The organism is Pseudomonas sp. SJZ131 (assembly GCF_007828705.1).
In the GTDB taxonomy this organism is placed as follows: Bacteria; Pseudomonadota; Gammaproteobacteria; order Pseudomonadales; family Pseudomonadaceae; genus Aquipseudomonas; species Aquipseudomonas prosekii.
In genome coordinates this window covers 92,450-115,387 of the sequence record NZ_VIVC01000004.1, presented here as the reverse complement: position 1 = coordinate 115,387, position 22,938 = coordinate 92,450, and the positions used below count along the sequence as shown (strand labels likewise).

Below are 22,938 nucleotides of genomic sequence, written 5' to 3'. Positions count from 1 at the left end.
ATTTCCCACCAACGCGTGAATCGCCTGCTGTGGCACAAGAAATAATCGATAAAAGGCCCCTGTAGTCGCCACTTTGAAACTCGAGTGGCGCACGCCTTTTTGAGATTTGTGCCGATGGTCAATAAAAACCTACAAGACTCATCCCTCCCGCAGTGGCCTGAAGCCGCACAAACCCTGATGGCGCTGATGCACGCGCAAGGGGAAGTCGCACGCCTGAGCGAACGCGAACAGTTGTTCAGCTCGCTGCTGGTCAGCGTCAACGCGGTGCTTTGGGCGTTCAACTGGGAAACCCGGCAAGTGCTCTACGTCAGCCCTGCCTATGAACGGATTTTCGGCAGATCTGCCGGACTGCTGCTGGCCGACTACAACGAATGGCGCGACAGCATTTACCCCGATGACCTGGATTACGCCGAACGCAGCCTCGCCGAAGTGCTGGACAAGGGCGCCGTCGAAGATCGCGAATACCGGATCATCGCGGCGGATGGCCAAGTGCGCTGGCTCAGCGACAAATGCTTCATCAATCGCCAGCCAGACCCTGGGCAACCGGTGATCATCGTCGGCATCGCCGAGGACATCACCGAAAAGAAGCAGATGGAAGCCGAGCTGCAACGCCTGGCGACCACTGATGTGCTGACCCAGAGCAGCAACCGTCGACACTTCTTCGAATGCGCCCACCGCGAGTTCGAGCACGCACGACTGCAAGGCGCGCAAATGGCCTTTCTGCTGCTGGATATCGATGACTTCAAACAGATCAACGACACCTATGGCCATCAGGGCGGCGACACTGTGCTGCAACGCATCGCCGAGAGCGGCCGCGCGGCGCTGCGTCGGGGTGACTTGTTCGGGCGAATCGGCGGCGAAGAGTTTGCCGCGGTGTTCCCCGGTTGCGCGCCGGACATGGCCATGCAAGTGGCAGAGCGCCTGCAACGGGAGATTCAGCGCTTGAGCTTCAGCCATGACGACCAGACGTTCGGCATCACCGTCAGCCAGGGCCTGACCAGCCTGACCCACGACGACGACAACCTCGACAGCCTGTTCGCCCGCGCGGACGCGGCCATGTACGAAGCCAAGCGTCAAGGCAAAAACCGCATCATCTCGACGTAAGCCTGAACACAAATCCCCATGTGGGAGCGAGCCTGCGCGCGATAGCGCACTGTCAGCCACCACCGATGCTGAATGTCAGTGCCTCATCGCGAGCAGGCTCGCTTCTACAAGGGATTTGCAGTGTTCGTGATTCGAGGGGTGGCTACTTTTTGCGCAGTCGCATCAGTTCCGGCAGGCCGATCTTCAGCAGCCGTGCGGTGCGGCTCTTGGCCAGTTCTTCGATGCCCTCATGCTCGGTCAAACGTGCCAGTTGCGCCGCCATGTTCATCACCAGCGCCTCGCGCGAATAAACCCCGCCACCGAGCTGATAGACCGCCGCGATCAAATCGCGCAGCTCCAGCGGCAGACGCCAGCGCGCTCGCAGCGCCGAGCCATAACTCGCACCAAACTCATCCAGCGCTTCGCCGACTTCGTCCCATTCGTTGAGCTCGCCGCCCGCCTGCTTCCACTCCTGCAAACAGCGCAGCAACGCCAAATCGCCGAGGCGATGCAGCATGCCCGCGCAATAACAGCGTTCCTGATCCAGATCGAGCAAGCGCGCCAGCGTCCGCCCATATTCGGCGGTGCGCAGCGACATTTCCCAATAACGTTCGGCGTAATCGGCCAGCTGCGGATCGCTCAGCCGCGCGCAGCGCTTGAGCGCCAGGCCCAGAATCAGGTTCATGCTTTGCCCGGTGCCCAAGCGCTGCAGCGCTTGCGCCAAGGTCTGCACGCCGACGCCATGATGCTGCGCGGCACTGTTAGCCGCAGCGATCAGCACCGCTGTGACTTGCGGATCATTGCGGATCTCGCTTTCCAGCCGCGTCAGGTCGAGGCCGTTGGGATTGAGGCTGCGTTTGACCGCTAATTGCACGTCAGTCATCAACGGTGCGCCGTCGGTCGATTCACGCCGACGCTCCAGGTACACCGACAACGTCATGCCCGACGCCAGCGCCGGAATCTCGCACGACACTTCTTCGCCAGCATTCAGCAGCAAGTCCTGCAGGCGTTGGGTCAGGCTTTCCATGTTCAGCGGTTTGGTCAAATACGCGGTGGGCGCCAGCGGCAAGGCTTCGCGGACACTGGCACTGTCGTTGCGATGGCTCATCAAAATGAACGGCAGCGGTGGATTGCGTTTGCGCTGGCGCACGCTGCGCAACACATTGAGGCCATCGATGCCGGGCAGTTCCCAGTCAACGATCACCAGGTCATAAGGCACCTGCGCCAATTGCTCCATGGCCTGCTGGCCATCGGCACACAAATCCAGCCGCGCGTCGCAACGCACATTCAACAGCACCTGTTTCAACAGGTCGCGCGACCAGGGATCGGCCTCGGCAATCAACACTCGCGGTACGGCGGGCAAAACCACAGCGGTCATTCGCACACTCCATTGGCAATGCCTGAACCTTAGACAATGCTGGCCATTCGATACAGCGCATTTATCCCTGATGTGTTTCAAAGGACATAAAAAAACCCGCCGAAGCGGGTTTTTTGTCGATCAGGTCACACTCGGCGATCAGAGCTCGGAGAAGCACTCTTCGATGATGGCCAGACCTTTGTCCAGTTGCTCGTCCGGCGAAGTCAGCGGCACCAGCACGCGCAGAACGTTGCCGTAAGTGCCGCACGACAGCAGGATCAGCCCCTTGTCACGCGCCTTGGCGACTACCGAAGCGACCGCCGCAGCGTTCGGCTTGTGGCTGTCGCCATCAACGAACAGCTCGACCGCGATCATCGCGCCCAGCGCGCGGACTTCGCCGATCACCGGGTATTTCGCCTGAATGGCTTTGAGGCCAGTCACCAGGCGCTCGCCAACTGCCTTGCAGCGATCCAACAGGTGTTCTTCTTCGAACACTTCCATCACCGCCAGGGCTGCGGCGCACGCAATCGGGCTACCGGCGTAAGTGCCGCCGAGGCCGCCCGGCGCGATCGCGTCCATGTATTCGGCTTTGCCGCAGACACCGGCCAACGGGAAACCGCCAGCGATGGATTTGGCGAATGTGGTCAGGTCGGCGGAAACGCCCATCTGTTCCATGGCGAAGAAAGTACCGGTACGGCCAGCGCCGGTTTGCACTTCGTCAGCGATCAACAGGATGCCGTGCTGGTCGCACAACGCACGCAGACGCTTCATGAACTCTTTAGGCGCGACGTAGAAACCACCTTCGCCCTGAACCGGCTCGATGATGATTGCAGCGATATCACGCGGCTCGGCGTCGTTCTTGAAGATGCGTTCGATGCTGGCGATCGAGTCGTCGACGCTCACGCCGTGCAGCTCGTTCGGGTACAGCGCGCGGAACACGCCGCCCGGCATCAGGCCCATGCCGGCCGAGTACGGCACGACTTTGCCGGTCAGGCCCAGGGTCATCATGGTGCGACCGTGGTAAGCACCGGTGAACGCGATCACGCCGGCACGGCCAGTGGCGGCACGGGCGATTTTCACGGCGTTTTCGACGGCTTCGGAACCGGTGGTGACCAGCAGGGTTTTCTTGTCGAAATCACCTGGGACCTTGGCGTTGATTTTCTCGCACAGCTCAACGTACGGCTCGTACGCCAATACCTGGAAGCAGGTGTGGGTCAGCTTGTTCAGTTGCGCAGTCACGGCAGCAATGATTTTCGGGTGCACGTGGCCGGTGTTCAGCACGGCGATACCGCCGGCGAAGTCGATGAACTCGCGACCTTCAACGTCGGTCACGGTGGCGTTCTTCGCGGACTCGGCGAAGATCGGGTGAATCTGGCCAACACCGCGTGGTACAGCGGCTTCGCGGCGTTTCATCAAAGAAGCGTTAGTCTTGCTCATAAAGTCCTCATTCGCCGCTCATCGGGCGGCGTTGCTCAAGGAAAATGCGGCGGGGAGGCAACGGCGGCAGCATGCGATGATCGACTGCCACAGCGTTCCCGGCCACAGAGAAAATACCGGTTGAAACGCAGAAAGGGTCAGCGCTCTCGTGCCCTTTCCGCTTATTGCATTCCCATCCGCCGAGCTTAGATGCCCAGGCAGAGGTATTTGATTTCCAGGTAATCTTCGATGCCGTACTTGGAGCCTTCACGGCCCAGGCCCGACGCCTTGATGCCGCCGAACGGCGCAACTTCGTTGGAGATCAGCCCGGTGTTGACGCCGACCATGCCGTATTCCAGCGCTTCAGCGACACGGAACACACGGCCCAGGTCGCGAGCATAGAAGTACGAAGCGAGGCCGAATTCGGTGTCGTTGGACATCGCGATCACTTCGGCTTCGTCTTTGAAGCGGAACAGCGGCGCCAATGGACCGAAGGTTTCTTCCTTGGCCACGGCAGCGTTTTTCGGCACGTTGGTGAGGATGGTCGGCTCGAAGAAGTTGCCTTCCATGACCTTGCCACCCGCCAGCACGGTCGCGCCTTTGCTCACGGCGTCAGCGATGTGTTCCTGAACCTTGGCCACGGCTTTTTCGTCGATCAGCGGGCCAGTGGTGGTGCCGTCTTCCAGACCGTTGCCGATCTTGAGTTTGGCCACGGCCACTTTCAGCTTCTCGGCGAACGCGTCGTACACCGAATCCTGAATGTACAGACGGTTGGCGCAGACGCAGGTCTGGCCGTTGTTGCGGTACTTGGAGATGATCGCGCCTTCGACGGCCTTATCCAGGTCCGCGTCGTCGAACACGATGAACGGCGCGTTGCCGCCCAATTCCAGGGACACTTTCTTGATGTCCTTGGCGCATTCGGCCATCAACTGACGACCGATTTCGGTCGAGCCAGTGAACGACAATTTACGCACGATAGGGTTGCTGGTCAGCTCGCTGCCAATGTCGCCGGCGCTGCCGGAAACCACGCTGAACACACCGTTCGGGATGCCGGCACGCTGGGCCAGTTCAGCCAGAGCGAATGCGGAGAAAGGAGTTTGCGAAGCAGGCTTGAGCACCATGGTGCAACCGGCGGCCAGTGCTGGGCCGGCCTTACGGGTGATCATCGCGGCCGGGAAGTTCCACGGGGTGATTGCAGCGGTCACGCCGATAGGCTGCTTGATCACGATCAGGCGCTTGTCTGGCTGGTGGCCCGGAATCACGTCACCGTAGACGCGCTTGGCTTCTTCGGCAAACCACTCGATAAAGGAAGCGGCGTAAACGATTTCGCCCTTGGCCTCGGCCAGTGGCTTGCCCTGCTCGAGGGTCATCAGGCGCGCGAGGTCGTCCTGGTTTTCGATGATCAGTTCGAACCAGCGACGCAGCTTGTTCGCGCGGTCCTTGGCGGTCAGTGCACGCCAGGCCGGCAGCGCTTTGTCAGCGGCTTCGATGGCACGGCGGGTTTCGGCAGCGCCCATTTTCGGCACAGTGCCCAGAATTTCGCCGGTTGCCGGGTTGTTGACCTTGATCGTCTGACCGTTGTCCGCATCAACCCAAGCGCCATCAATAAAGGCTTGCTGGCGGAACAACTGGCTGTCTTTAAGCTGCATGTCGGCTTTCCTTAACAGCACCGCGACCAGCGCGGAGCAAATTATGATTGTAGAAAGGCGCCTCGTAGGCTGCCGTCAGGGAAATCATTCACCGGGCTGAAGCACATAAATAGCGCACTGATCGAATCTCGTGCGGTTCAGCACCCAGGCAAGAGCGTTTGAAATCTCGAACGAATCCTAGGATCAATGCCGGTAAAGGACAATAGGCCGTTCGAAAAAAAGAACGAAAACGGCGCATTTGCCGATTTTTTCTGATCAACGTAGCAAAAGGCTGTTACAGGTTAAAAAAACACAGGCTATTCAGCAGCATGGACGCCCGCAGTGCATATGAGTATCATGGCGCCCGCTTGCACCAGTAGCTCAGCTGGATAGAGTACTGCCCTCCGAAGGCAGTGGTCGTGGGTTCGAATCCCGCCTGGTGCACCATATAGAAGAACGAGAAAGCCTCAGGCCCGTAGGGACTGGGGCTTTTTTGTGGGTGCTCTAAATCTCAAAATGAGCGACATGCTCAAGGACTCAGTTATTCGGTTTATCCGAATCACTGAACGAAAAAACCGCCTAAGCGGTTTTTTTATCATTCAGTCGTCCAATCAAACTCGTCATATTCCTCATCATCTTCATCCCCCTCCTCCAGCACCTCTTCCTCAACGGCATCTTCGTCGGGAACGCTTCCTTCCTGCTTTTTCAGCAGAAACTCCTTGCGACTCTCAATTATCCCCCGCCTCAGCTCTTCGCCCTTCTGCGGGCAGTTGAGCATTTGGGCGATGCGATCGATTTTTTTCGCCACGGCTTCCTCCAACGCATCGGCTATGCCCCGATAGTGCGCGCTTTCGGGGCTTGATGCCAAATGGCTGGAGGGGCCGGGCCTCAGTTTTTCTTCAGGGCTTTGAGCCTGGCGGCGAGGTTTTCGTCCGGGAAACGCTGGTGCAATGTCTTCAACAGCTCATCGGCAGCCTGGGTTTGAGCCGCGTTTTGCAGGCGAATCACTTCTCGCAGTTGGTCATCGAGCGGCTTCACCGGCGCAGCCGCACGCTTGCTGACTTTGGCCTCGTCAGCCATGGGCGCACTGAGCGATTCACTTTGCGCGGGCGCGGCGAGTTCAGCCATCGGCGCTGCGGGCGGCGGTGCGGCGAGGGAGCGTGCGACGGGCGCTGGAGCCTCTTTCCTGGCGGCAAACGACGATGTTTTCGGCGCGGGAGCGGCGTCGTACTGCAGCTCTTGCTCCGGCGTGCGCTGCACCAATGTGACCATCAACGCCACGCCGACGAGGCTGGCAAACGCCACTTGCCAACGGGGTTTCTGGCAGGCCTGGACCCAACGCTGCCACAGGCTCGGTTTGCGCACGGGCGCTTCGCGATGGGCGGTAGCAAGGATGAACGCGTCGAGATGCGCTGGTGGGCCATCGCTGCCGTGTTCGCGGAAATGTTCGATCACGGGATCGACCGGAGTTTTACGGGCGTCAGTCATGTCAGTACCTCCTCGGCCAGCAGCCGACGCAGTTTTTGCTGGGCGTAGCGCAACCGGCTTTTGACGGTTTCCAGCGGTGTTTCGGTGAGGGTGGCGATTTGCGGCAGGTCGAGGTCGCCGTGGGCGCGCAGCAGGAACACTTCGCGCTGGTCGGCGGGCAAGGTTTGCAGGGCGGTTTCGAGGCGCTGAGTGTCGCGGCTCAGGCTCAGCAATTGTTCGGGGTCGGTGGCGGTGTCGATCACGGCGTGGGCCTGTTCGTCGTAGCTGTCGTGCAAAGGGTTGTGGATGCCATGTTTGCGCCAGTGATCGATCAGTCGGTTGCGGGCAATCTGGTAAAGCCATGTACGAAAGTTCGCCCGGCCTTGTGGCTGACTGGTGCTGCGGATCAGGCTCAGCCAGGTGTCCTGGTAAACCTCTTCGGCCAGTTCCGCTTTGCCGCTGAGGCCGAGGAGGAATCGATAGAGCCCTTGGCGATGGCGCGCGTACAAGGTTTCGAACGCCGGGCCGTCGCCGCTGCGATAACGCGCCAGCAGCGATTCATCGCTGCTGGCGGCAGTGCTCAATTCAGGAGCAGTCATTTCGCTGAGGTTCCTTTCACTCGATGCGGTTGGCGTTGGCATTGGCATTGGCATTGGCGGATGCAGCCGAGGCCGTGGACGTGCGCAGGCTCTGCGCCAACTCGACCAATTGCACAAACTCGGCGCGCAGGCCAAAGCGATCATCGCCACGAGCGCCACGGGCCAGGGCCTCGGTGTCTTTGAGGGTGAAATCGCCGGTGTAGCGGCCGTCCTTCAGTTGCTGGGAAAACGCCGCCACGGCCGCCGCGAATCGCAGGTCATCACTGGCGGGCGCTGAGCCAGAGGTAATCGGCCGCTCGATCAAGCGACTTTTCCCACCTTCCGGCAACTGATATCGCACGCGCAACATGGCCATTTCCTCGGATTTTCCGGCAACAGCGGCTGCAGAATTGCCATAACGCAGCGGCTCCAACCAGCCTTTCTCGCCAGCAGGGACAATTTCATACAACGCCGTCACCGTGTGTCCTGCACCAATTTCACTGGCATCGACCTTGTCATTACTGAAATCCTCACGTTTCAACGCGCGGTTTTCATAACCCAACAAGCGATATTCGCTGACCTGCGCCGGGTTGAACTCGACTTGCAGCTTCACGTTCTTCGCCACCACGTCGAGGGTCGAACCGAGCTGGTCCACCAGCACTTTGCGCGCTTCACGCAGGTTGTCGATGTAGGCGTAGTTGCCGTCGCCGGCATCGGCCAGTTGTTCCATCAGGTGTTCATTGTAGTTATCCACACCAAAACCCAGGGTGGTCAGGGAAACACCCGTCTTGCGTTTATCCACAGCCATTTGCTTGAGGCTGTCGAAGTCGCTGATGCCGACGTTGAAGTCGCCGTCAGTGGCCAGCAGGATGCGGTTGATGCCTTTGGGGATAAACGCCTGTTGCGCCATCTGATACGCGAGCTCGATGCCTGACGCGCCAGCGGTCGAGCCACCGGCGGTTAATTGGTCGATGGCTGTACGAATTTTCGCTTTGTCGCGTCCGGAAGTCGGCTCGAGGACAACGCGCGATTCGCCGGCGTACACCACCAGCGACACCCGATCCTGTTCGCGCAGTTGATCGACGAGCAATTTCAGCGTGCTTTTGACCATCGGCAAGCCTTCGCGGCGGTCCATCGAACCGGACACATCGACCAGAAACACCAGGTTGGCCGGCGCCAGTTCGGCGACCGCGCGGTCCGAGGCCTTGATCCCGATGCGCAGCAACCGCGTGTGCGGGTTCCACGGCGACGGCGCCAGTTCAGTGGTCACGCCGAACGGCGAGCCATCGGTGGGCAAGGCGTAATCGTAGGGAAAGTAATTGACCATTTCCTCCAGGCGCACCGCGCCGTCGGGCGGCAGGCGTCCCTGATTGAGCAAGCGGCGCACGTTGGCGTAGGCGCCGGTATCGACGTCGGCGCTGAAGGTCGACACCGGGGTTTCGGCGACGCTGTGAATCGGGTTGTCAGCCAGCGCTTGATATTGCTCGCGTTGTTCATCGCGATAGCCCGGCGCAGCAGGCTCGGGCGCATACATCGCCATCGGCGCCGCGCGCACGCTGCGTTTGGCCACGCTGGCGTCCGCCATCACCGCCTCATGCTGCACCGCCGGTTGAGTTTTCGACTCAGCCTGCGCCGGTGACGGTGACGGCGGCGCAACGACCGCCGAATCAGGTTTGGAAGAAACACCGCAACCGGCAACGGCCAGCAGCAAACCGATGGCGAAACCGTGGGTGGCCGGGCGCAGGAAGTGCAGAGGGAGGGACATGGTGGGCTGACCTCAGGAGGAAATTGATCCATTCATCCTCTGAGACGGAGCGCCCGACCGGTTCGGGTTAAAGCGCTGAAAAAGAATTTCCGCGCCGGCCATAGGTGACGTGAACTAAAACAGCGTGAACGGCACATTCGCCACCAGGCGAAACTCGTCATAGCTGCCGTCAATCTGCCCGCCACTCTCTCGATGGTTGTAAACGATGCTGCGCAGCACCGCGTTTTTCAGCGCGCCGGATTGCACCACGTAAGCCAGCATCAGACCGTTTTCGTTGTGTTTGGCGCCGTCGAGTCCGCGCACGTTGTAGCCGGTGTTGCGGCCGTCGCGGTCGCCGTTGTAATGGCTGCCGTCGATGCCCCAGCCCTTGGCGTGCCAGAGGCTGGCGGTCAGTCCGGGGACGCCATACGCGGCGAAGTCGAGGTCGTAGCGCAGTTGCCAGGATTTTTCGTTCGGGCCGTTGTAGTCGGAGTACAGCGAGTTGGCCATGTAATTGCCGGTGGATTCCCAGACATAGTCGAAGTATTCGTCGCCAAACACCTGCTGCCACGCGGCGGTCAAGCCATGCGCGCCGTGGGCCGCAGTGACGGCGAGGCTGTAGGCGTCGTTGTCGATGAAACCCAAGTGCTGTTCGCCCTGATCGCGGGTGCGGTAATAGTTGAGGCTGGTCTTCAACGCCAAGTGCGCGCGGTCGCCTGCCAGGTGAGTCGCGCCCAGATAATATTGCTGCCACATGTCTTCGAACCGCGAACCGTAAGCGCTCACTGTCAGGCCGTAGGATGACTTCGCGGTGGCGCCCAAATAACTGATGCGCGAGCCGCTGTAGGCGCGGTTGCCGAACGTGGTGGTCAGCCGTTCGCTGCCGGTGCCGGTGCGCGGGATGGCGCGCTCGAAGCTGCCTGCCTGCAGCGCCAGCCAGTCGAGTTCGTTGCTGTTCAGCGCGATGCCCTGAAACGTCGAGGGCAAGGCGCGGTTGTCTTTGTAGCGCAGCACCGGATTCTCGGTGAGCATCCGCCCGGCCTTCAATTCGGTGCTCGACACCCGCAACCGTAGATCGCCGACGCCCAAGCGGCTCCACGTGGGCACGGCGTCGCCATCGCTGTCGACCAGCACGCGGTCCCCGCCGTTGGCTACCGCGCCGTGGCCGCGCTCAAGGGTCACGGCGCTGAACAGCGAGGCATCGACGCCAAATCCGACCAGGCCTTGGGTGTAACCGGAGCTGTAATTGAGCATGCCGGTTTGCACCCACGTGTCGCGTTCGCGTGTCGGTTGGGCGACGCCGTGCTTTTTGATCACCAGATGCGTGCTGCGCTGCGTGTGCTGATTGGAATAATAGTGACGCAGGTTCAGGCCCAGATGGCTGCCGTCGATAAAACCCGGCGCCTGATCCTGAGGTGCCACCGGTTCAGCGGCCCAGCCTGGCTGAACCACGGCCAGCAGCAGGGGCAACGTGCGAAACAAATGTGCGTGCATGAAAAAACGCCTGTAAAGAAATCCCGCGCCGCTCACGCACCTGGCGTTCGAGCGGCCATGCTTCAGAAGGGATCAGCTTGTGAGGGATCAGCCAAGTAGCGATCAGCGGGACGGCGCGGTCGGCCAGTGCTTGATCGGCCCGCGCCAGTCTTCGTAGGCCTTGGCGCATTGCAGCAACCATTGATCGGCGAAGCGCGGCGCGATCATTTGCAGGCCGATCGGCATGCCTTGGTCGGTGAACCCGCAATTGATCGACAACGCCGGTTGCTCGCCCATGTTCCACGGCAGGGTGAACACGATGTGTTCGAACGGCTGACGCGGATCGTTGCTCGGCGACGGCCAGTGCGCGGGGAAGCTGCTGACCTGATTGGTCGGCGACAGCACCAAATCCAGATCGCCGAACAACCGGGCGCAGCGGCGGCGAATTTCAAAGGTCTGGTTGAAGCCTTCGACCGCTTGCACCGCCCTCATCGTCGTGGCCGGCGCCGCCCAGTCTTCGATGTACGGCAAGACCCGTTCCCGTTGCGCCGCGCTCAGGGTTTGCAGTTGTGACAACTGCCGAGCGCGCCAGAAATCGTCGAGACCGTCGAGCAACTGGCGATCCATCAACGGCCCGATCAAACGCACCTCGGCGCCGTGTTCCGCGAACAACTGCGCGGCGTTGCGCACGGCGTCGCACACCTGCGCTTCGGGCTGAAAGCCGCAGCCCGGGTCGAGCATCAAGCCGATTTTCAAGCCTTTGAACGATGGCGTTGCCAGGTTCCAGTCCAGCACCTGCGGCGGCAGGCTGGTGGCGTCGCGCGCATCAGCTTGCGCCAGATAACGCATCATCAACGCGCAATCATCGACGGTGCGGGTCATCGGCCCGGCGCAGCGGCCGGTGTAATACGGGTCGATGGGAATTCGCCCAAGGCTCGGTTTGAATCCGACCAAACCGCACCAGCCTGCCGGCAGTCGGACCGAACCGCCGATGTCCGTGCCGACGTGCAGCGGACCGTAACCGGCGGCTGCGGCGGCGGCTGCACCGGCACTCGAACCGCCGGGGTTTTGCTCAAGATCCCAGGGGTTGCGGGTGATCCCGTGAAAACTCGAAAGCCCCGACGACAGCATGCCGAAGTCCGGCACTGTGGTTTTGCCGAGAATGATCGCCCCGGCCTCACGCAAGCGCGCGGCGGGTGGCGCATCTGCGGTTGCCGCGACCAGCGCGGTGGCGGCGCTGCCCTGAGGAATGTAATCGCCAGCGGTGGCGATCAATTCCTTGAGTGTCACCGGCACGCCGTCCAACGCTCCGGTTGGCGCGCCTTTGCTCCAGCGCTCGCTGGATGCGCGCGCCTGCTCAAGTACGCGCTGCGGATCAAACGCATAAAGCGCCGCGAGACTCGGCTCCCAGCGTTCAATGTGCGCCAGCAAGTGGTCGTAATATTCCAGCGGCGACAACGTGCGGCTGGCGTACATCGCCAACAGTTGCGCGGCGGACAAATCCTGTAAATCGCTCATCGAATAGCCATCCTTGCCAAACTTTTTTTGCGCTTCTGCGAGGTGCTTGCCTTTAGCGCTCTGCGAGCAACGCCTGGCTGTGATCGGCAGCTTGCCGTCCGCCAAAAAACCCGGCGCACGCGACGCCGACCGCGCCCATCACCACGCAATACGCCACGCACACCCACGGGCTCCACGGCATCAGCGCGATCAACAGCAACGGCGTGGTGCTCGCCCACAGCGCGTAGGCAATATTGTAGGTAAAGGAAATGCCCGACACGCGGATGTGCGCCGGAAACAGGCTGACCATCACCGACGGCACCGCGCCGACCACCCCGCAGCTCAAGCCGGCCAGCGCATACGCCAGGCCCAGCCACGCACCGCCGCTGATCAGGCAGGCATAAAGCAGGGCGATGCCGATCGGCAACAGCACGCTGTAGAGCATGACCGTGCGCCAGGCGCCGATGCGATCGACGATCAGCCCGGCCAGCACGCAGCCGATGTTGAGGAAGACGATGCCCAGGCTGCTCAGCGCGAAGGTATGGCTGGGGCTCATGCCGAAGCTTTTTTGCATGACCGTCGGGGTGATCACCACCAGCACCACCACCGCAGACGTCAGCACGCAAGTGAGGATCATCGCCGGCAGCAGCATGTGCCGGTGCTCGCGCAACACCGTGCGCAACGGCAACTCGGCGTCCGCTTCGCGACGAGCCTGCAGGGCCATGAACACCGGCGTTTCACTGAGCCAGCGGCGCAACCAGACGCCGATCACGCCAAACACGCCGCCCAGCAGAAACGGCAGGCGCCAGGCGTAATCGAGGATTTCCGCGGCAGTGAACACTTGCGCCAACAGGGTCGCGGTCAACGCGCCGAGCAGATAACCGAACGTCAGCCCGGCCTGCAAAAAACCCAGCGCATAACCACGGTGGCCGGCAGGCGCGTGCTCGGCGACGAACACCCACGCGCTCGGCACTTCGCCGCCCACCGCCGCGCCTTGCAGCACGCGCAGCAACAGCAGCAGCAACGGCGCGAAATAGCCGATCTGTGCGTAGGTCGGCATGATGCCGATCAACAGGCACGGTAGCGCCATCATCAGAATGCTCAGGCTGAACACGCGTTTGCGGCCCAACTGATCGGCGAAGTGCGCCATCAGGATGCCGCCCAGCGGACGCGCCAGGTAACCGGTGACGAAGATGCCGAAGCTTTGCAGCAAGCGCAGCCACTCGGGCATTTCCGGCGGGAAAAACAGTTGGCTGAGGGTCAGCGCAAAAAACACGAAAATGATGAAGTCGTAGATTTCCAGCGCGCCGCCGAGGGCCGCAAGCCCGAGGGTCTTGTAGTCAGCCTTGGAAAACTGATGGGCTGGCGAATCAGTAAGGGCAGTCATGGGCAAACTCTGAACAGTCTATAGAGGACGACGCCTGGCAATTTCAGCAATTGCTCAAGCCGGTTCACGGGTGCGTCGTCGGATCAATTTCAGCAGCGCGATATGGTCTACACAAAAGCCTGTGCGGACAACCGGCCTGTGCCTCTGTGTTGCTTTTTAGCTGGAATCTGTACATTGAGTTTTCCTCGGTTTAAACAATAATCAGGGCCTCCCAACTCCCTGAATATTTGGCCAATCATGGAAGAAATAGCACGTAACTTCGCCGATTTTGATCATCCCGATACAGAATCCATCGCCATCATCCGGGGCCGCGTCCTACAGGCTTTGCAGCATTATTTGCTGGATCGTGACTTCAAACAGCTGATGCCGATTCTGATGTCGCCGATCACTGATCCGCTGAACCACGCGGTGTATCCCGCCGAGATCCAGTACGAACAGCGGCGCCTGAAACTGACCGCGAGCATGATCTTCCATAAACAGTTGGCACTGACCGCCAAGGGCCACGACAAGATCTTCATCGTCGCGCCGAACATTCGCCTGGAAAAGGCCGAAATCAAGGATTCCGAGAACCACTTGCTGGAGTTCTCGCAGTTCGATTTCGAGATTCGCGACGGCGACATGCATCAGGTCATGGCGCTGATCGAAGGCCTGATCAAGCACGTGTTCAGCGAGGTCAATCAGCATTGCGCCGCCGAACTCGCGCAGCTCAACCGCCAACTGCCGCACTTCACCAGCGCGTTCCCGATCTACAGTTCCGACGAATTGCGCGCCGAACACGGCGACGACTTCGAAAAGATCATGTCGGCCAGCGCGCAAACGCCGTTTTTCGTCACCAACTACCGTCGCGAATTCTACGACCGGGAAACCCCCGGCAAGCGCGGCGCGTACAACAACTATGACCTGATTTACCCGGATGGCTACGGCGAGGCGCTGTCCGGTGCGGAGCGCGAGTTCGAATACGAGCAGATCGTCTACCGCATGAACGAGCTGTCGATGGACCTGCAACCGTTCGCCAACTACCTGGAAGTCGCGCGGCGCGGCTTGCTGCACCCGAGCGCTGGCGGCGGTCTAGGGATCGAACGCCTGCTCAAGTTCATCTGCGGCAAGCGACGCATCCGCGACGTCGCGCTGTTCGATCGCACCGTTGGCACCAGCTTCCTGTTCTGACCAAGGACCTGTCTTGCGACGCCTGCCCCGCTGGTCGCGGCGGCCGGCGTTGCCATGGAGAAACACAATGCCTGCACTGCGTATTCACTGGTGTTCGCCGCTCGACAGCGGCCAGCAAAAGGCTTCGGAAAAATATGACACCGGGGCGCTGGATTTTGCCGGCATCGTCGACTTTGCCCAAGAGGCCGATGAGTTGGGAATCGACTCGTTGCTGATGGGGATCAGCTACCACATGCCCGATCCGCTGCCGATGATCGGCGCGCTGGTTCGCGAGACCGAACGGGTCAAGTTCATCCTCGCGTACCGTCCCGGCCTGGTGCCGCCGACCCTGTTCACGCAAATCGTCAACACCGTGTCGTGGATGTCCGACAAGCGCATTTCACTGAATCTGGTGGCCGGGATTTCACCGGACGAACAGGCGTATTACGGCGACTTTGTGGCGCACGACGGGCGCTACGAGCGCACCGGCGAATTCCTCGACATCCTGCATCGGTTCTGGAGCGGTGAATCACCGCTGACCTACCACGGCAAGCATTACCGCATCGAAAAAGCCCAGCTCGGCTTGCCTTTCAAGGACGCCGAGCGACCGCGCATTTACCTCAGCGGCGCGTCCGACATCGCCCAACAAATTGCGATGAAACACAGCGATTGCTGGCTGCGTTATGGCGACACCCCGCAAGGCATCGCCGAAGCCAGCCGCACCGTGCTGGAATCCGGCTGCTCGATAGGGATTCGCATGCACGTGCTCGCCCGCGAAACCCGCGCCGAAGCCTTGGCCGCCGTCGAAAGCATGATGGAAAACCCGGACGAGCAGCACCGCGAATGGGTTCGCCAATTTGTCGGGCGCTGCGACTCGGAAGCGGTGAAAACGTCGTTCCGCCTAGCCGACAAGGCGGAACACGACTGGCTGTCGCCGATGCTCTGGTCCGGCGCTGTGGCGTACCGTGGCGGTCCGGCGTTGTGCGTGGTCGGCAGCTATCAGGAAGTCGCCGAATACCTGTTCGAGTACAAAAAAGTCGGCGTCAGCGAATTCATTTTCTCCGGTTGGCCGACCCGCGACGAGATGCGCCGCTTCTGCACTTACGTGCTGCCTTACCTGCGCGAACTGGAAACCGTGTGGGATCGCGATCATGCGTGAAACCGGCCTCGACGCACGACACAGCGCCGTCCGCTGGTTTGGCGCCGGGCTGCTGTGTGCGCTGCTGGCCGAGCAAACGGTGCTGTTCGCCGTGCCGCTGATGATCTATCAACTGACTGGCAACGTACGCTACTCCGGCGTCGCGTTTGCGCTGGAGTGGCTGCCGGCGCTGATCGCTTATCCGTTTGCCGGGCTGCTGGCTGATCGCTTCGGTGGTCGCCTGCTGTTTCGCAGCGCCAACACCGCGCGCGCCTTGAGCCTGGCGCTGACGTTGGGGATTTGCTGGTATCAGCCGCAATGGATGGTCTGGGCGCTGATCGGCAATGGCATTGTCTTGTCGGTGTTGATGGCGCCGGTGCGCATGGCGGTGGAGAAAAGCGTGCCGCTGATCGCCGGACCGCAGCGTCTGGCGCACTGCCAGTCGCTGGTGCAAAACATGGAGCTGCTGGCCATGGCACTCGGTCCGGCGCTGGCCGCCGGGCTGGCCATGTACGCCGACAAACGCTGGTTGCTCGGTCTCGCGGCGGTGGCGTTGTTCGCCGCATCGATGTTCTGGAAAGGCCTGCCGACCGCGCGAACTGCCAACCACCCGACTAGCATTTTCAAGGACCTGGCCCTCGGCTGGCGCCTGTTGCTCGGCAACCCACCGGTGGTTTCCCTGGCCGCGCTCAACTTCACCATCAACCTCGCGTTTGCCGCTGTGCTCAGCGCCAACGCGTTTGTGATCAGCGGTGTCTTCAGCGCTGCCGACGGCGTGTTCGGGCTGATGAATGCCGGCGCTGGCGCCCTCGGCTTGTTGAATTTTGTGCTGGTACCAAGGCTGCTGGCGCGGATGTCGATCTATCGCCTCGGCGCACTGGGTTTTGCCTTGTTGTGCCTGGGTTTGATCTGCATGGGCATGGCCGCTGGCGTGCTGCTGTATGCCCTGAGTTTTCTCTTGGCGATGGCCGGTTGCGCATTGTTCAACGTGTTCAACCGCACGCAGCGAATCAAGGCGATTGGCACTGCGCATCTGGGCAAAGTCATGGGCCCGTTTTATCTGGTCAACCTGCTTTCGTACCCGCTCGGCGGCCTGCTCACCGCCACTGTCGGCCACGTCTACGGCGTGCAAGTGCTGATTCTGGTGCTCGCGCTGGTGCTGACGGTGCCCGGCACGCTGCTGTTCATTCTTACCACTCGGCGTTTTCGTCTTGCCCTGGATGGTCCGTCACTCGCCATGGAGGCTTCCCAATGAAAACCTTGCCGCACTGCCTGATCGCCACCGTCGAATCCGACTCGCACATGTGGAACCTGGTGTACCTGCAACTGTGGCTGGCCGAACACGGTTTCAGCGTGAAAAACCTCGGCAGTTGCACGCCGGTAGACGCCGTACTGGCGGCGCTGCAACAGCGGCGCACGCAATTGCTGGTGGTCAGCAGCGTCAATGGCCACGGCTATTCCCAGGGGCTGGAACTGATCCGCCAGGTGCGCCGATTGCACCCGCACCTGCCCTGCGTGATCGGCGGCAAATTGACCACTTCCGAGGACGAAACCCTCGCGGTCCGGCAACCGCTGATCGACGCCGGTTACCAGCAAGTATTCGTCGGCGCCGATGCCATTCAAGCGTTCAGCGCTTACCTGGGCACGTTGCACAGCCAGCACGACGCCGAACCCGCGCCTGCCAACAGCGTGACGTCCTGGGGCTGAGCCCGGCCACGCCTGTTCTTCTCATTCAAAGGATCACTACGATGCACATCGTTATCGTCAACCGCTGGCCGCGCTTTCGTGACGAGCGCCGCTGGGACAATGAACTGACGCGCTACGAAGATTTCTTCGACCATCAGCAGCACCAGATCAGCTACGTGGTCGATGCGCCGGGTGCCGAAGGCGTGCTCGCCCCGGCGCAGCAGATTGCCCATCAAGTGCAGGTCGGCGACGTCAATCAGTACGAGCAGTTGCTCGCGGCGGTGGAAGAAGTCATCGCGCATGTCGGCCCGGTCGATCAGTTGATCGCGCTGTCGGAATTCACCCTGGAAATCGCCGCCCGCGTGCGCCAGACCCTGAACATTCCGGGGCACGGCCCGGACGAAGTGGCGGTGTACCGCGACAAGGCGCGCATGAAGGAAATCCTCCAGGCCAAAGGCCTGCGCGTGCCGCCCTTTGCCCGTTGCCAGTCCGTAGAGCAGGCTCTGCACTTCGCTCGCGAGATCGGTTTTCCGCTGATCGTCAAACCCGTGGACGGCGCCGCCAGCATGGGCGTCGAGAAGGTTGAGGACGAGCCGGCGCTGCGCAAACTGCTGAATGACATCGAGCTGCCGCGCTATGAAATCGAAGGTTTCATGCACGGCCAGACGTATCACATCGACGGTTTTGCCGACGTCGATGGCAGCGTGCCGTTCCAGGTGGTTTCGCGTTACATCAACAGCTGCCTGGACTTCGCCAAGGCGCAGCCGCTGGGCTCGGTGATTGTGCAGAAATCGGCGCTGCGCACGCGCATCGAAGCGTTCAGCAAACAGATCCTGCAAGCGCTGAACCTGCGCTGCACCGCGTTTCATCTGGAGATATTCGTCGAGCCGGACGACTCGCTGGTGTTCCTTGAAATCGGCGCGCGGGTCGGCGGCAGCGAAGTGCCGCACCTGATCAACAAGGTCTTCGGCGTCAATTTGTACGAGCACTGGCTGCGACGTCTGGCCGGCGAGCAAGTGCCGTTGCCGGCCGTCAGCCACGACCCGAGCGGCGGCTGGCTGGTGATTCCGAAACCGGCGCGCTTGCCGTGCCGGGTGCTGCGCGCCGATTCATTGCGCGCCGAGTTGCCCAACCTCTGGCGCGAATTGCTGCCCGAGCCGGGGCAGATTCTTGAGGCCGGCGGCAGCTATGACGCGCTGCACAGCGGCCGCTTCATTTTTGTCGGCGGCAGCGAAGTTGCCACTGAAAACGATATCCGCCACGTAACCCAGACCTTCCAATTCCAGGCCGAACCGCTATGAACGCCACCACGTTGCAGCCCTTCAACGACGAGTCGTTGCTCGGTCAGCTCAATCGCTATTTCTGCGCCGATGAACGCCGCGCAGTCGCCACGCTGGGTGAGCGGCTGATCGATGCCGCCGGTGGCCTCGACGGGCTGAGCCGCTACAAATTGATGGTCGCTTACGGCGGCGGCAAAGACAGTTCCTACACCGTCGCCATGCTCCGCGCCGCGCAATTGCACTTGGCGGTGCTGCATGGCCGCACGTTCCAGTTGCGCATCGCCAACATGCGCCATGCCGGCGTGCCGGATGCGGTGATGGCCAACATCGACCGGGTCTACCGCGCGCTGCATCTGTTCGACGATCCACGGGTGGAAATGCTCGTGGTCGATCACCGGCTGATCCGCCCGTTCGAGCGGCATTTGCCGTTCCCGGACGACGTCCAGGCCATGAACCGCTTCGACGTTTTGATGAACGGCCACCGCACCGCTGGTGACGGCCGGCCAACCTTCTGCAACAGCTGCAACCTCGCGGTGGCGGATTTCTACGGTCGGGCCGCATGGTGGCAGGGCGGCGTCAACGCGGTGGTCACGGGCGATTCGCGCAAGGAACAAAAGCATTATTTCACCTGGATCATGCGTTTGGCCCAACGTCTGGGGCTGAACGTCGATGAATGCCGGCGTCAGGGTTTTCGCGGTTTGCTGCAAGCGCTGGATGGCGTGGCGCAGGTGTATTTCGTCGAACTGTTCGGCGAAGGTTTTGACCATCAGCGTGACGAGCGCCGCGTGGCTTGCGGTGATGACCAGGCGGACCCGGCGTTTATCAGCATCTACGATCTGGTCAGCTACAAGGTTGAGGATCATTGGGAACTGATCACCGAATTCCTCGATTTCCGCTTCGAAGAACTGGCGTTCAGCTTTACCGAATCGGACTGCGCCAACCCGATGTTGATGGCGCACTTTCGCGGTCTCAAGGCGCAATACGTGCAGGGTCGCAGCTACAACCAAGGCATCGCTGAATACCTGGAACTGGCGCAAGCGCTGATGCGCAAGAAAGAAATGCCGCAGCGCCTGATCGACTTGGCGATGGCCGCGTACGCCGATGCCGAGGGCATGCAAGCACGGCGCACGCTTGCGGCGAATTTTGCCGAGCAGGCTTTCGGGCTCGATGAAGCGCAACTGGTGTGCATGCAATTCGCGCCGTTCGTTGACCGCGGTCGCGAACTCTCAAGTTTCCTCGGGCTCTGCCATCCGCAGCGTTTGCCTGCACTCGACGCCTTGCATCAGTTGCTCGGCGGTGAACGCGAGGATGCGGCGCTGAGCCAGTGGCTGACACAAGTCAGCGGCCTGCCGTTACCGGCGTTGCGCAGTTTGTACGCGCACCAGCGCATCGACTTCGACAGCGCCGCGACGTTGATCGCACGGGTTCGCGCCGGTGATCCGCACAAGGGCCGCATCAGCCGTTATGACCCGGCGACCGGCGAAACTGTGGTCGAACTGGTTTCGGGACGCTGAAGCATGAGTGCTTTCCAGGGCGGCCATTTTCAACAATTCATCGAGCGCGCCCGCGCCCGCGACGAGCTGGTGGTGCAACCGCGCATGGGGTTCGGCGCGCTGACGCAAATGCGCGCGGGGCTGGAGCGAGTTGCCGCCCTGCCCTGCGCGGCCATCGGCACCATCACCCTCGACAGTTACACGCGCGTCGGCGATTACCAAAGCGCGCTGCAATGCCTCAACAGTTCGAGCCCGATGAACGGCTTTCCGATCATCAGCCACCCGATCGAAGCCGTGCGCGGCATGCTTGATGGCGTATACGGCGCGCAGTTTCCGATTCAGATCCGCCACGGTACGGCCAAACCGCAGAACGTCTTTCAGCGTCTGGCGGCGTTGGGCCTGGATGCCACGGAAGGCGGGCCCGTTTCGTATTGCATGCCTTACAGCCGTTTGCCGCTGGCCGAGGCGGTCAGTGCCTGGGCGCAGAGTTGCCAGGTGTTGGCCGCCGCCACCGAGCACCCGCATATCGAGAGTTTCGGCGGCTGCCTGTTGGGGCAGTTGTGCCCGCCGTCGATGCTGATCGCCATGACCTTGCTCGAAGCGCTGTTTTTCCGTCAGCACGGCGTGCGCGGGGTGTCGCTGAGCTACGCCCAAGGCACTTCGATGGCCCAGGATTTCGGCGCGCTGCAAGCGTTGCGCGAGTTGGCCGGGGAGTATCTCGCCGGCGACCACTGGCATGTCGTGGTGTATTCCTACATGGGCGTATTCCCGACCACGGCGCACGGCGCTCGTCGGCTGATTTGCGACAGTGCGCGCCTGACCCGCGCCGCGGGTTGCGAGCGGCTGATCGTCAAGACCGTCGCCGAATCGCGGCAGATTCCTTCGGTTGACGACAACCTCGACGCCTTGCGCATGACCGCCGAGGTCGCGGCCGGTGAGCCCACGCCGATTGATCCGGCGAGCGCCGTGTATTACGAGGAAATCGTCTTCGAAGCCCGGCGCCTGATCGAAACCGTGCTCAACCTGCACGCCGACATCGGCGTCGCGCTGATCCAGGCGTTCGCCCGTGGCTTGCTGGACATTCCCTACTGCCTGCACCCCGACAACCCTGGCCGCGCCACCACGCGCATCGACGAAAAAGGTGCGTTGCGCTGGGGCAATATCGGCGGCCTGCCGCTGCCGCGCGCCAGCGGCTGGTCGGCGAATGGGCCGGGCATCAGCTCCTCCGAACTGTTTCAGATGTTGCATTACACGGTGAACCGTTATGACCAACCCTTGCATTGATAACAGCGACGCACCGTTGATTCTGGTGGACGCGTATTCGACCGGCGCCCTGCTCGCTCACTCGCTCGCCGGGCAGCGCCGTTTGTTGCACGTGCGCTCACGCGCGGACATGCCCGCTGCGTTCGCCGCCAGTTGCCCGAAAAACCTGTTTGCCGAGGATTACAGCGTCGCCGAAGAAGGCCTCGAACCGTTGCTGCGAACACTCGCCGCGCAGCACCCGGCGGCGGTGTTGACCGGCAGTGAGTTCGGCGTCGAACTGGCGGATTTGCTCGCCGCGCGCCTGGGTTTGCCGGGCAACGACCCCGCCACCTCCGCCGCGCGCCGCGACAAGTCGTTGATGGCCGAACGCGTCGCCGAGGCCGGCCTGCCGGTCGCCGCGCAACTGCGCACGCACTCGATGGCGCGGGCGCTGGCGTGGTTCAAGGCACGGGGCGGCGCCAGCGTGGTGGCCAAACCACTGGACAGCGCCGGCTCCGACAACGTGTTCATTTGCCACGATGCGCTCCAGTTGCAGAACGCCATCGAGTCGATCCTTGGCGCGACCAACCTGATGATGCTCAACAACGAATCGGTGCTGTTGCAGGAATACCTGACCGGCGCCGAATACGTGATCAACAGCGTAAGCCACGGCGGCCAGCACTGGATCACCGACGTCTGGAAGTGCTCCAAGACCTTCACCGCCGACGGCCGCAAAATCTACGACCGCGAAGACCTGCTGCCGGCAGAGGCGCGCGAGTTGCCCGAACTGATCGAATACGTGCAAGGCGTGCTCGATGCGCTGGGGATCGTCCACGGCCCGGCGCACACCGAGCTGATCCTCACCGCCAACGGCCCGCGCCTGCTCGAAACCGGCGCGCGCCTGTCCGGGCTGGCCTGCCCACCGGCGCTGCACGCGGCCACCGGCAACGATCAGGTGGCGCTGACCTGCCTCAGTTATCTCGACCCGGCGCGCCTGGCCGACTGGCCCAAGCGCTACCGATTGCTGCAACACGCACGCGGTCTGAACCTGATTGCGCACCAGCCTGGCTTGTTTGCGCAGGGCCACGTGCGCCGTCGCCTCGAAGCGTTGCCGAGTTTTCATAACGTGCGTTTTCGCTGCGCGGAAGGCGCAAGGATTGCGCCCACCATCGACCTCAACAGCTCGCCGGGCGCGGTGTTTCTGCTGCACCCGCAGAGCGCCCGCATCGACGCCGACTATCACGCCTGGCGTGACTGGGAAAAGGATTGGTTGTAATCGTTGGTTGCAATCGTCGGCGGAAACCTTGGTGGAAATCGTTGATG

At 61.7% G+C, this 22,938-nt stretch carries 19 protein-coding genes and 1 tRNA gene; 10 read left to right on the top strand and 10 right to left on the bottom strand.

From position 1 onward, the window contains the following. The first annotated feature begins 114 nt into the window (after positions 1 to 114). The gene (locus FBY12_RS18445) at positions 115 to 1,104 is read left to right on the top strand and encodes a sensor domain-containing diguanylate cyclase (protein ID WP_145254716.1); all 990 of its coding nucleotides are present in this window, start codon (positions 115 to 117) and stop codon (positions 1,102 to 1,104) included. 142 nt (positions 1,105 to 1,246) lie between these two features. Here FBY12_RS18445 and FBY12_RS18440 read toward each other — a convergent pair whose 3' ends face one another. From FBY12_RS18440 to gabD, 3 genes are all read right to left on the bottom strand, one after another. After that, positions 1,247 to 2,461 carry a response regulator gene (locus tag FBY12_RS18440; protein ID WP_145254713.1) on the bottom strand — a complete coding sequence of 405 codons (1,215 nt, stop codon included), beginning with the start codon at positions 2,459 to 2,461 and terminating at the stop codon, positions 1,247 to 1,249. Between the two features lie 138 nt (positions 2,462 to 2,599). Continuing rightward, a complete protein-coding gene (gene gabT / locus FBY12_RS18435; RefSeq protein WP_121733815.1) occupies positions 2,600 to 3,877 on the bottom strand; it encodes a 4-aminobutyrate--2-oxoglutarate transaminase in 1,278 nt (425 codons plus the stop codon). A gap of 185 nt (positions 3,878 to 4,062) precedes the next feature. Beyond that, positions 4,063 to 5,505: an NADP-dependent succinate-semialdehyde dehydrogenase gene (gabD, locus tag FBY12_RS18430; protein ID WP_092275145.1), complete on the bottom strand. Its 1,443-nt coding sequence runs from the start codon at positions 5,503 to 5,505 to the stop codon at positions 4,063 to 4,065. A 349-nt stretch (positions 5,506 to 5,854) separates the two neighbouring features. On the opposite strand from gabD, the gene FBY12_RS18425 reads away from it, so the two are divergent. Beyond that, positions 5,855 to 5,931: transfer RNA gene (locus tag FBY12_RS18425), tRNA-Arg, on the top strand. A gap of 148 nt (positions 5,932 to 6,079) precedes the next feature. On the opposite strand, the gene FBY12_RS18420 is transcribed toward FBY12_RS18425, so the two are convergent. The 7 genes from FBY12_RS18420 to FBY12_RS18390 all read right to left on the bottom strand — a co-directional run bounded on the left by FBY12_RS18420 (position 6,080) and on the right by FBY12_RS18390 (position 13,630). Further along, positions 6,080 to 6,352: a hypothetical protein gene (locus FBY12_RS18420; RefSeq protein WP_145254710.1), complete on the bottom strand. Its 273-nt coding sequence runs from the start codon at positions 6,350 to 6,352 to the stop codon at positions 6,080 to 6,082. A gap of 20 nt (positions 6,353 to 6,372) precedes the next feature. After that, complete coding sequence (locus FBY12_RS18415) at positions 6,373 to 6,972, bottom strand: hypothetical protein (protein WP_145254707.1); 600 nt, start codon at positions 6,970 to 6,972, stop codon at positions 6,373 to 6,375. After that, positions 6,969 to 7,550: an RNA polymerase sigma factor gene (locus FBY12_RS18410; protein WP_145254704.1), complete on the bottom strand. Its 582-nt coding sequence runs from the start codon at positions 7,548 to 7,550 to the stop codon at positions 6,969 to 6,971. Before FBY12_RS18410 ends, FBY12_RS18415 begins: the two co-directional genes overlap by 4 nt. A 16-nt stretch (positions 7,551 to 7,566) precedes the next feature. Continuing rightward, the gene (locus tag FBY12_RS18405) at positions 7,567 to 9,294 is read right to left on the bottom strand and encodes a VWA domain-containing protein (RefSeq protein ID WP_145254701.1); all 1,728 of its coding nucleotides are present in this window, start codon (positions 9,292 to 9,294) and stop codon (positions 7,567 to 7,569) included. A gap of 114 nt (positions 9,295 to 9,408) precedes the next feature. Continuing rightward, a complete protein-coding gene (locus tag FBY12_RS18400) occupies positions 9,409 to 10,767 on the bottom strand; it encodes an OprD family outer membrane porin (RefSeq protein ID WP_145254698.1) in 1,359 nt (452 codons plus the stop codon). A 102-nt stretch (positions 10,768 to 10,869) separates the two neighbouring features. Then, complete coding sequence (locus FBY12_RS18395; RefSeq protein WP_145254696.1) at positions 10,870 to 12,264, bottom strand: amidase; 1,395 nt, start codon at positions 12,262 to 12,264, stop codon at positions 10,870 to 10,872. Between the two features lie 52 nt (positions 12,265 to 12,316). Continuing rightward, entirely contained in the window at positions 12,317 to 13,630 is a 1,314-nt protein-coding gene (locus FBY12_RS18390; RefSeq protein ID WP_145254693.1) for an MFS transporter, read from the bottom strand. Positions 13,631 to 13,867: 237 nt separating this feature from the next. Here FBY12_RS18390 and FBY12_RS18385 point away from each other — a divergent pair, with 237 nt between their 5' ends. The 8 genes from FBY12_RS18385 to FBY12_RS18350 all read left to right on the top strand — a co-directional run bounded on the left by FBY12_RS18385 (position 13,868) and on the right by FBY12_RS18350 (position 22,891). Continuing rightward, entirely contained in the window at positions 13,868 to 14,797 is a 930-nt protein-coding gene (locus tag FBY12_RS18385; RefSeq protein WP_145254690.1) for an asparagine synthetase A, read from the top strand. A gap of 67 nt (positions 14,798 to 14,864) precedes the next feature. Continuing rightward, complete coding sequence (locus FBY12_RS18380; RefSeq protein WP_145254687.1) at positions 14,865 to 15,935, top strand: LLM class flavin-dependent oxidoreductase; 1,071 nt, start codon at positions 14,865 to 14,867, stop codon at positions 15,933 to 15,935. Then, positions 15,928 to 17,169, top strand: coding sequence for an MFS transporter (locus FBY12_RS18375; protein WP_145254684.1), 1,242 nt, complete (start codon positions 15,928 to 15,930; stop codon positions 17,167 to 17,169). The genes FBY12_RS18380 and FBY12_RS18375 overlap by 8 nt, the downstream gene beginning before the upstream one ends. Beyond that, positions 17,166 to 17,621, top strand: coding sequence for a cobalamin B12-binding domain-containing protein (locus FBY12_RS18370; protein WP_109520831.1), 456 nt, complete (start codon positions 17,166 to 17,168; stop codon positions 17,619 to 17,621). Before FBY12_RS18375 ends, FBY12_RS18370 begins: the two co-directional genes overlap by 4 nt. 41 nt (positions 17,622 to 17,662) lie before the next feature. Beyond that, the gene (locus FBY12_RS18365) at positions 17,663 to 18,901 is read left to right on the top strand and encodes an acetyl-CoA carboxylase biotin carboxylase subunit family protein (RefSeq protein WP_145254681.1); all 1,239 of its coding nucleotides are present in this window, start codon (positions 17,663 to 17,665) and stop codon (positions 18,899 to 18,901) included. Further along, positions 18,898 to 20,394 carry a hypothetical protein gene (locus tag FBY12_RS18360; RefSeq protein WP_145254677.1) on the top strand — a complete coding sequence of 499 codons (1,497 nt, stop codon included), beginning with the start codon at positions 18,898 to 18,900 and terminating at the stop codon, positions 20,392 to 20,394. Before FBY12_RS18365 ends, FBY12_RS18360 begins: the two co-directional genes overlap by 4 nt. A gap of 3 nt (positions 20,395 to 20,397) precedes the next feature. Then, positions 20,398 to 21,657 carry a methylaspartate mutase gene (locus FBY12_RS18355; RefSeq protein WP_145254675.1) on the top strand — a complete coding sequence of 420 codons (1,260 nt, stop codon included), beginning with the start codon at positions 20,398 to 20,400 and terminating at the stop codon, positions 21,655 to 21,657. After that, positions 21,638 to 22,891 carry an ATP-grasp domain-containing protein gene (locus FBY12_RS18350; RefSeq protein ID WP_145254673.1) on the top strand — a complete coding sequence of 418 codons (1,254 nt, stop codon included), beginning with the start codon at positions 21,638 to 21,640 and terminating at the stop codon, positions 22,889 to 22,891. The genes FBY12_RS18355 and FBY12_RS18350 overlap by 20 nt, the downstream gene beginning before the upstream one ends. The last annotated feature ends 47 nt before the right edge of the window (positions 22,892 to 22,938 follow it).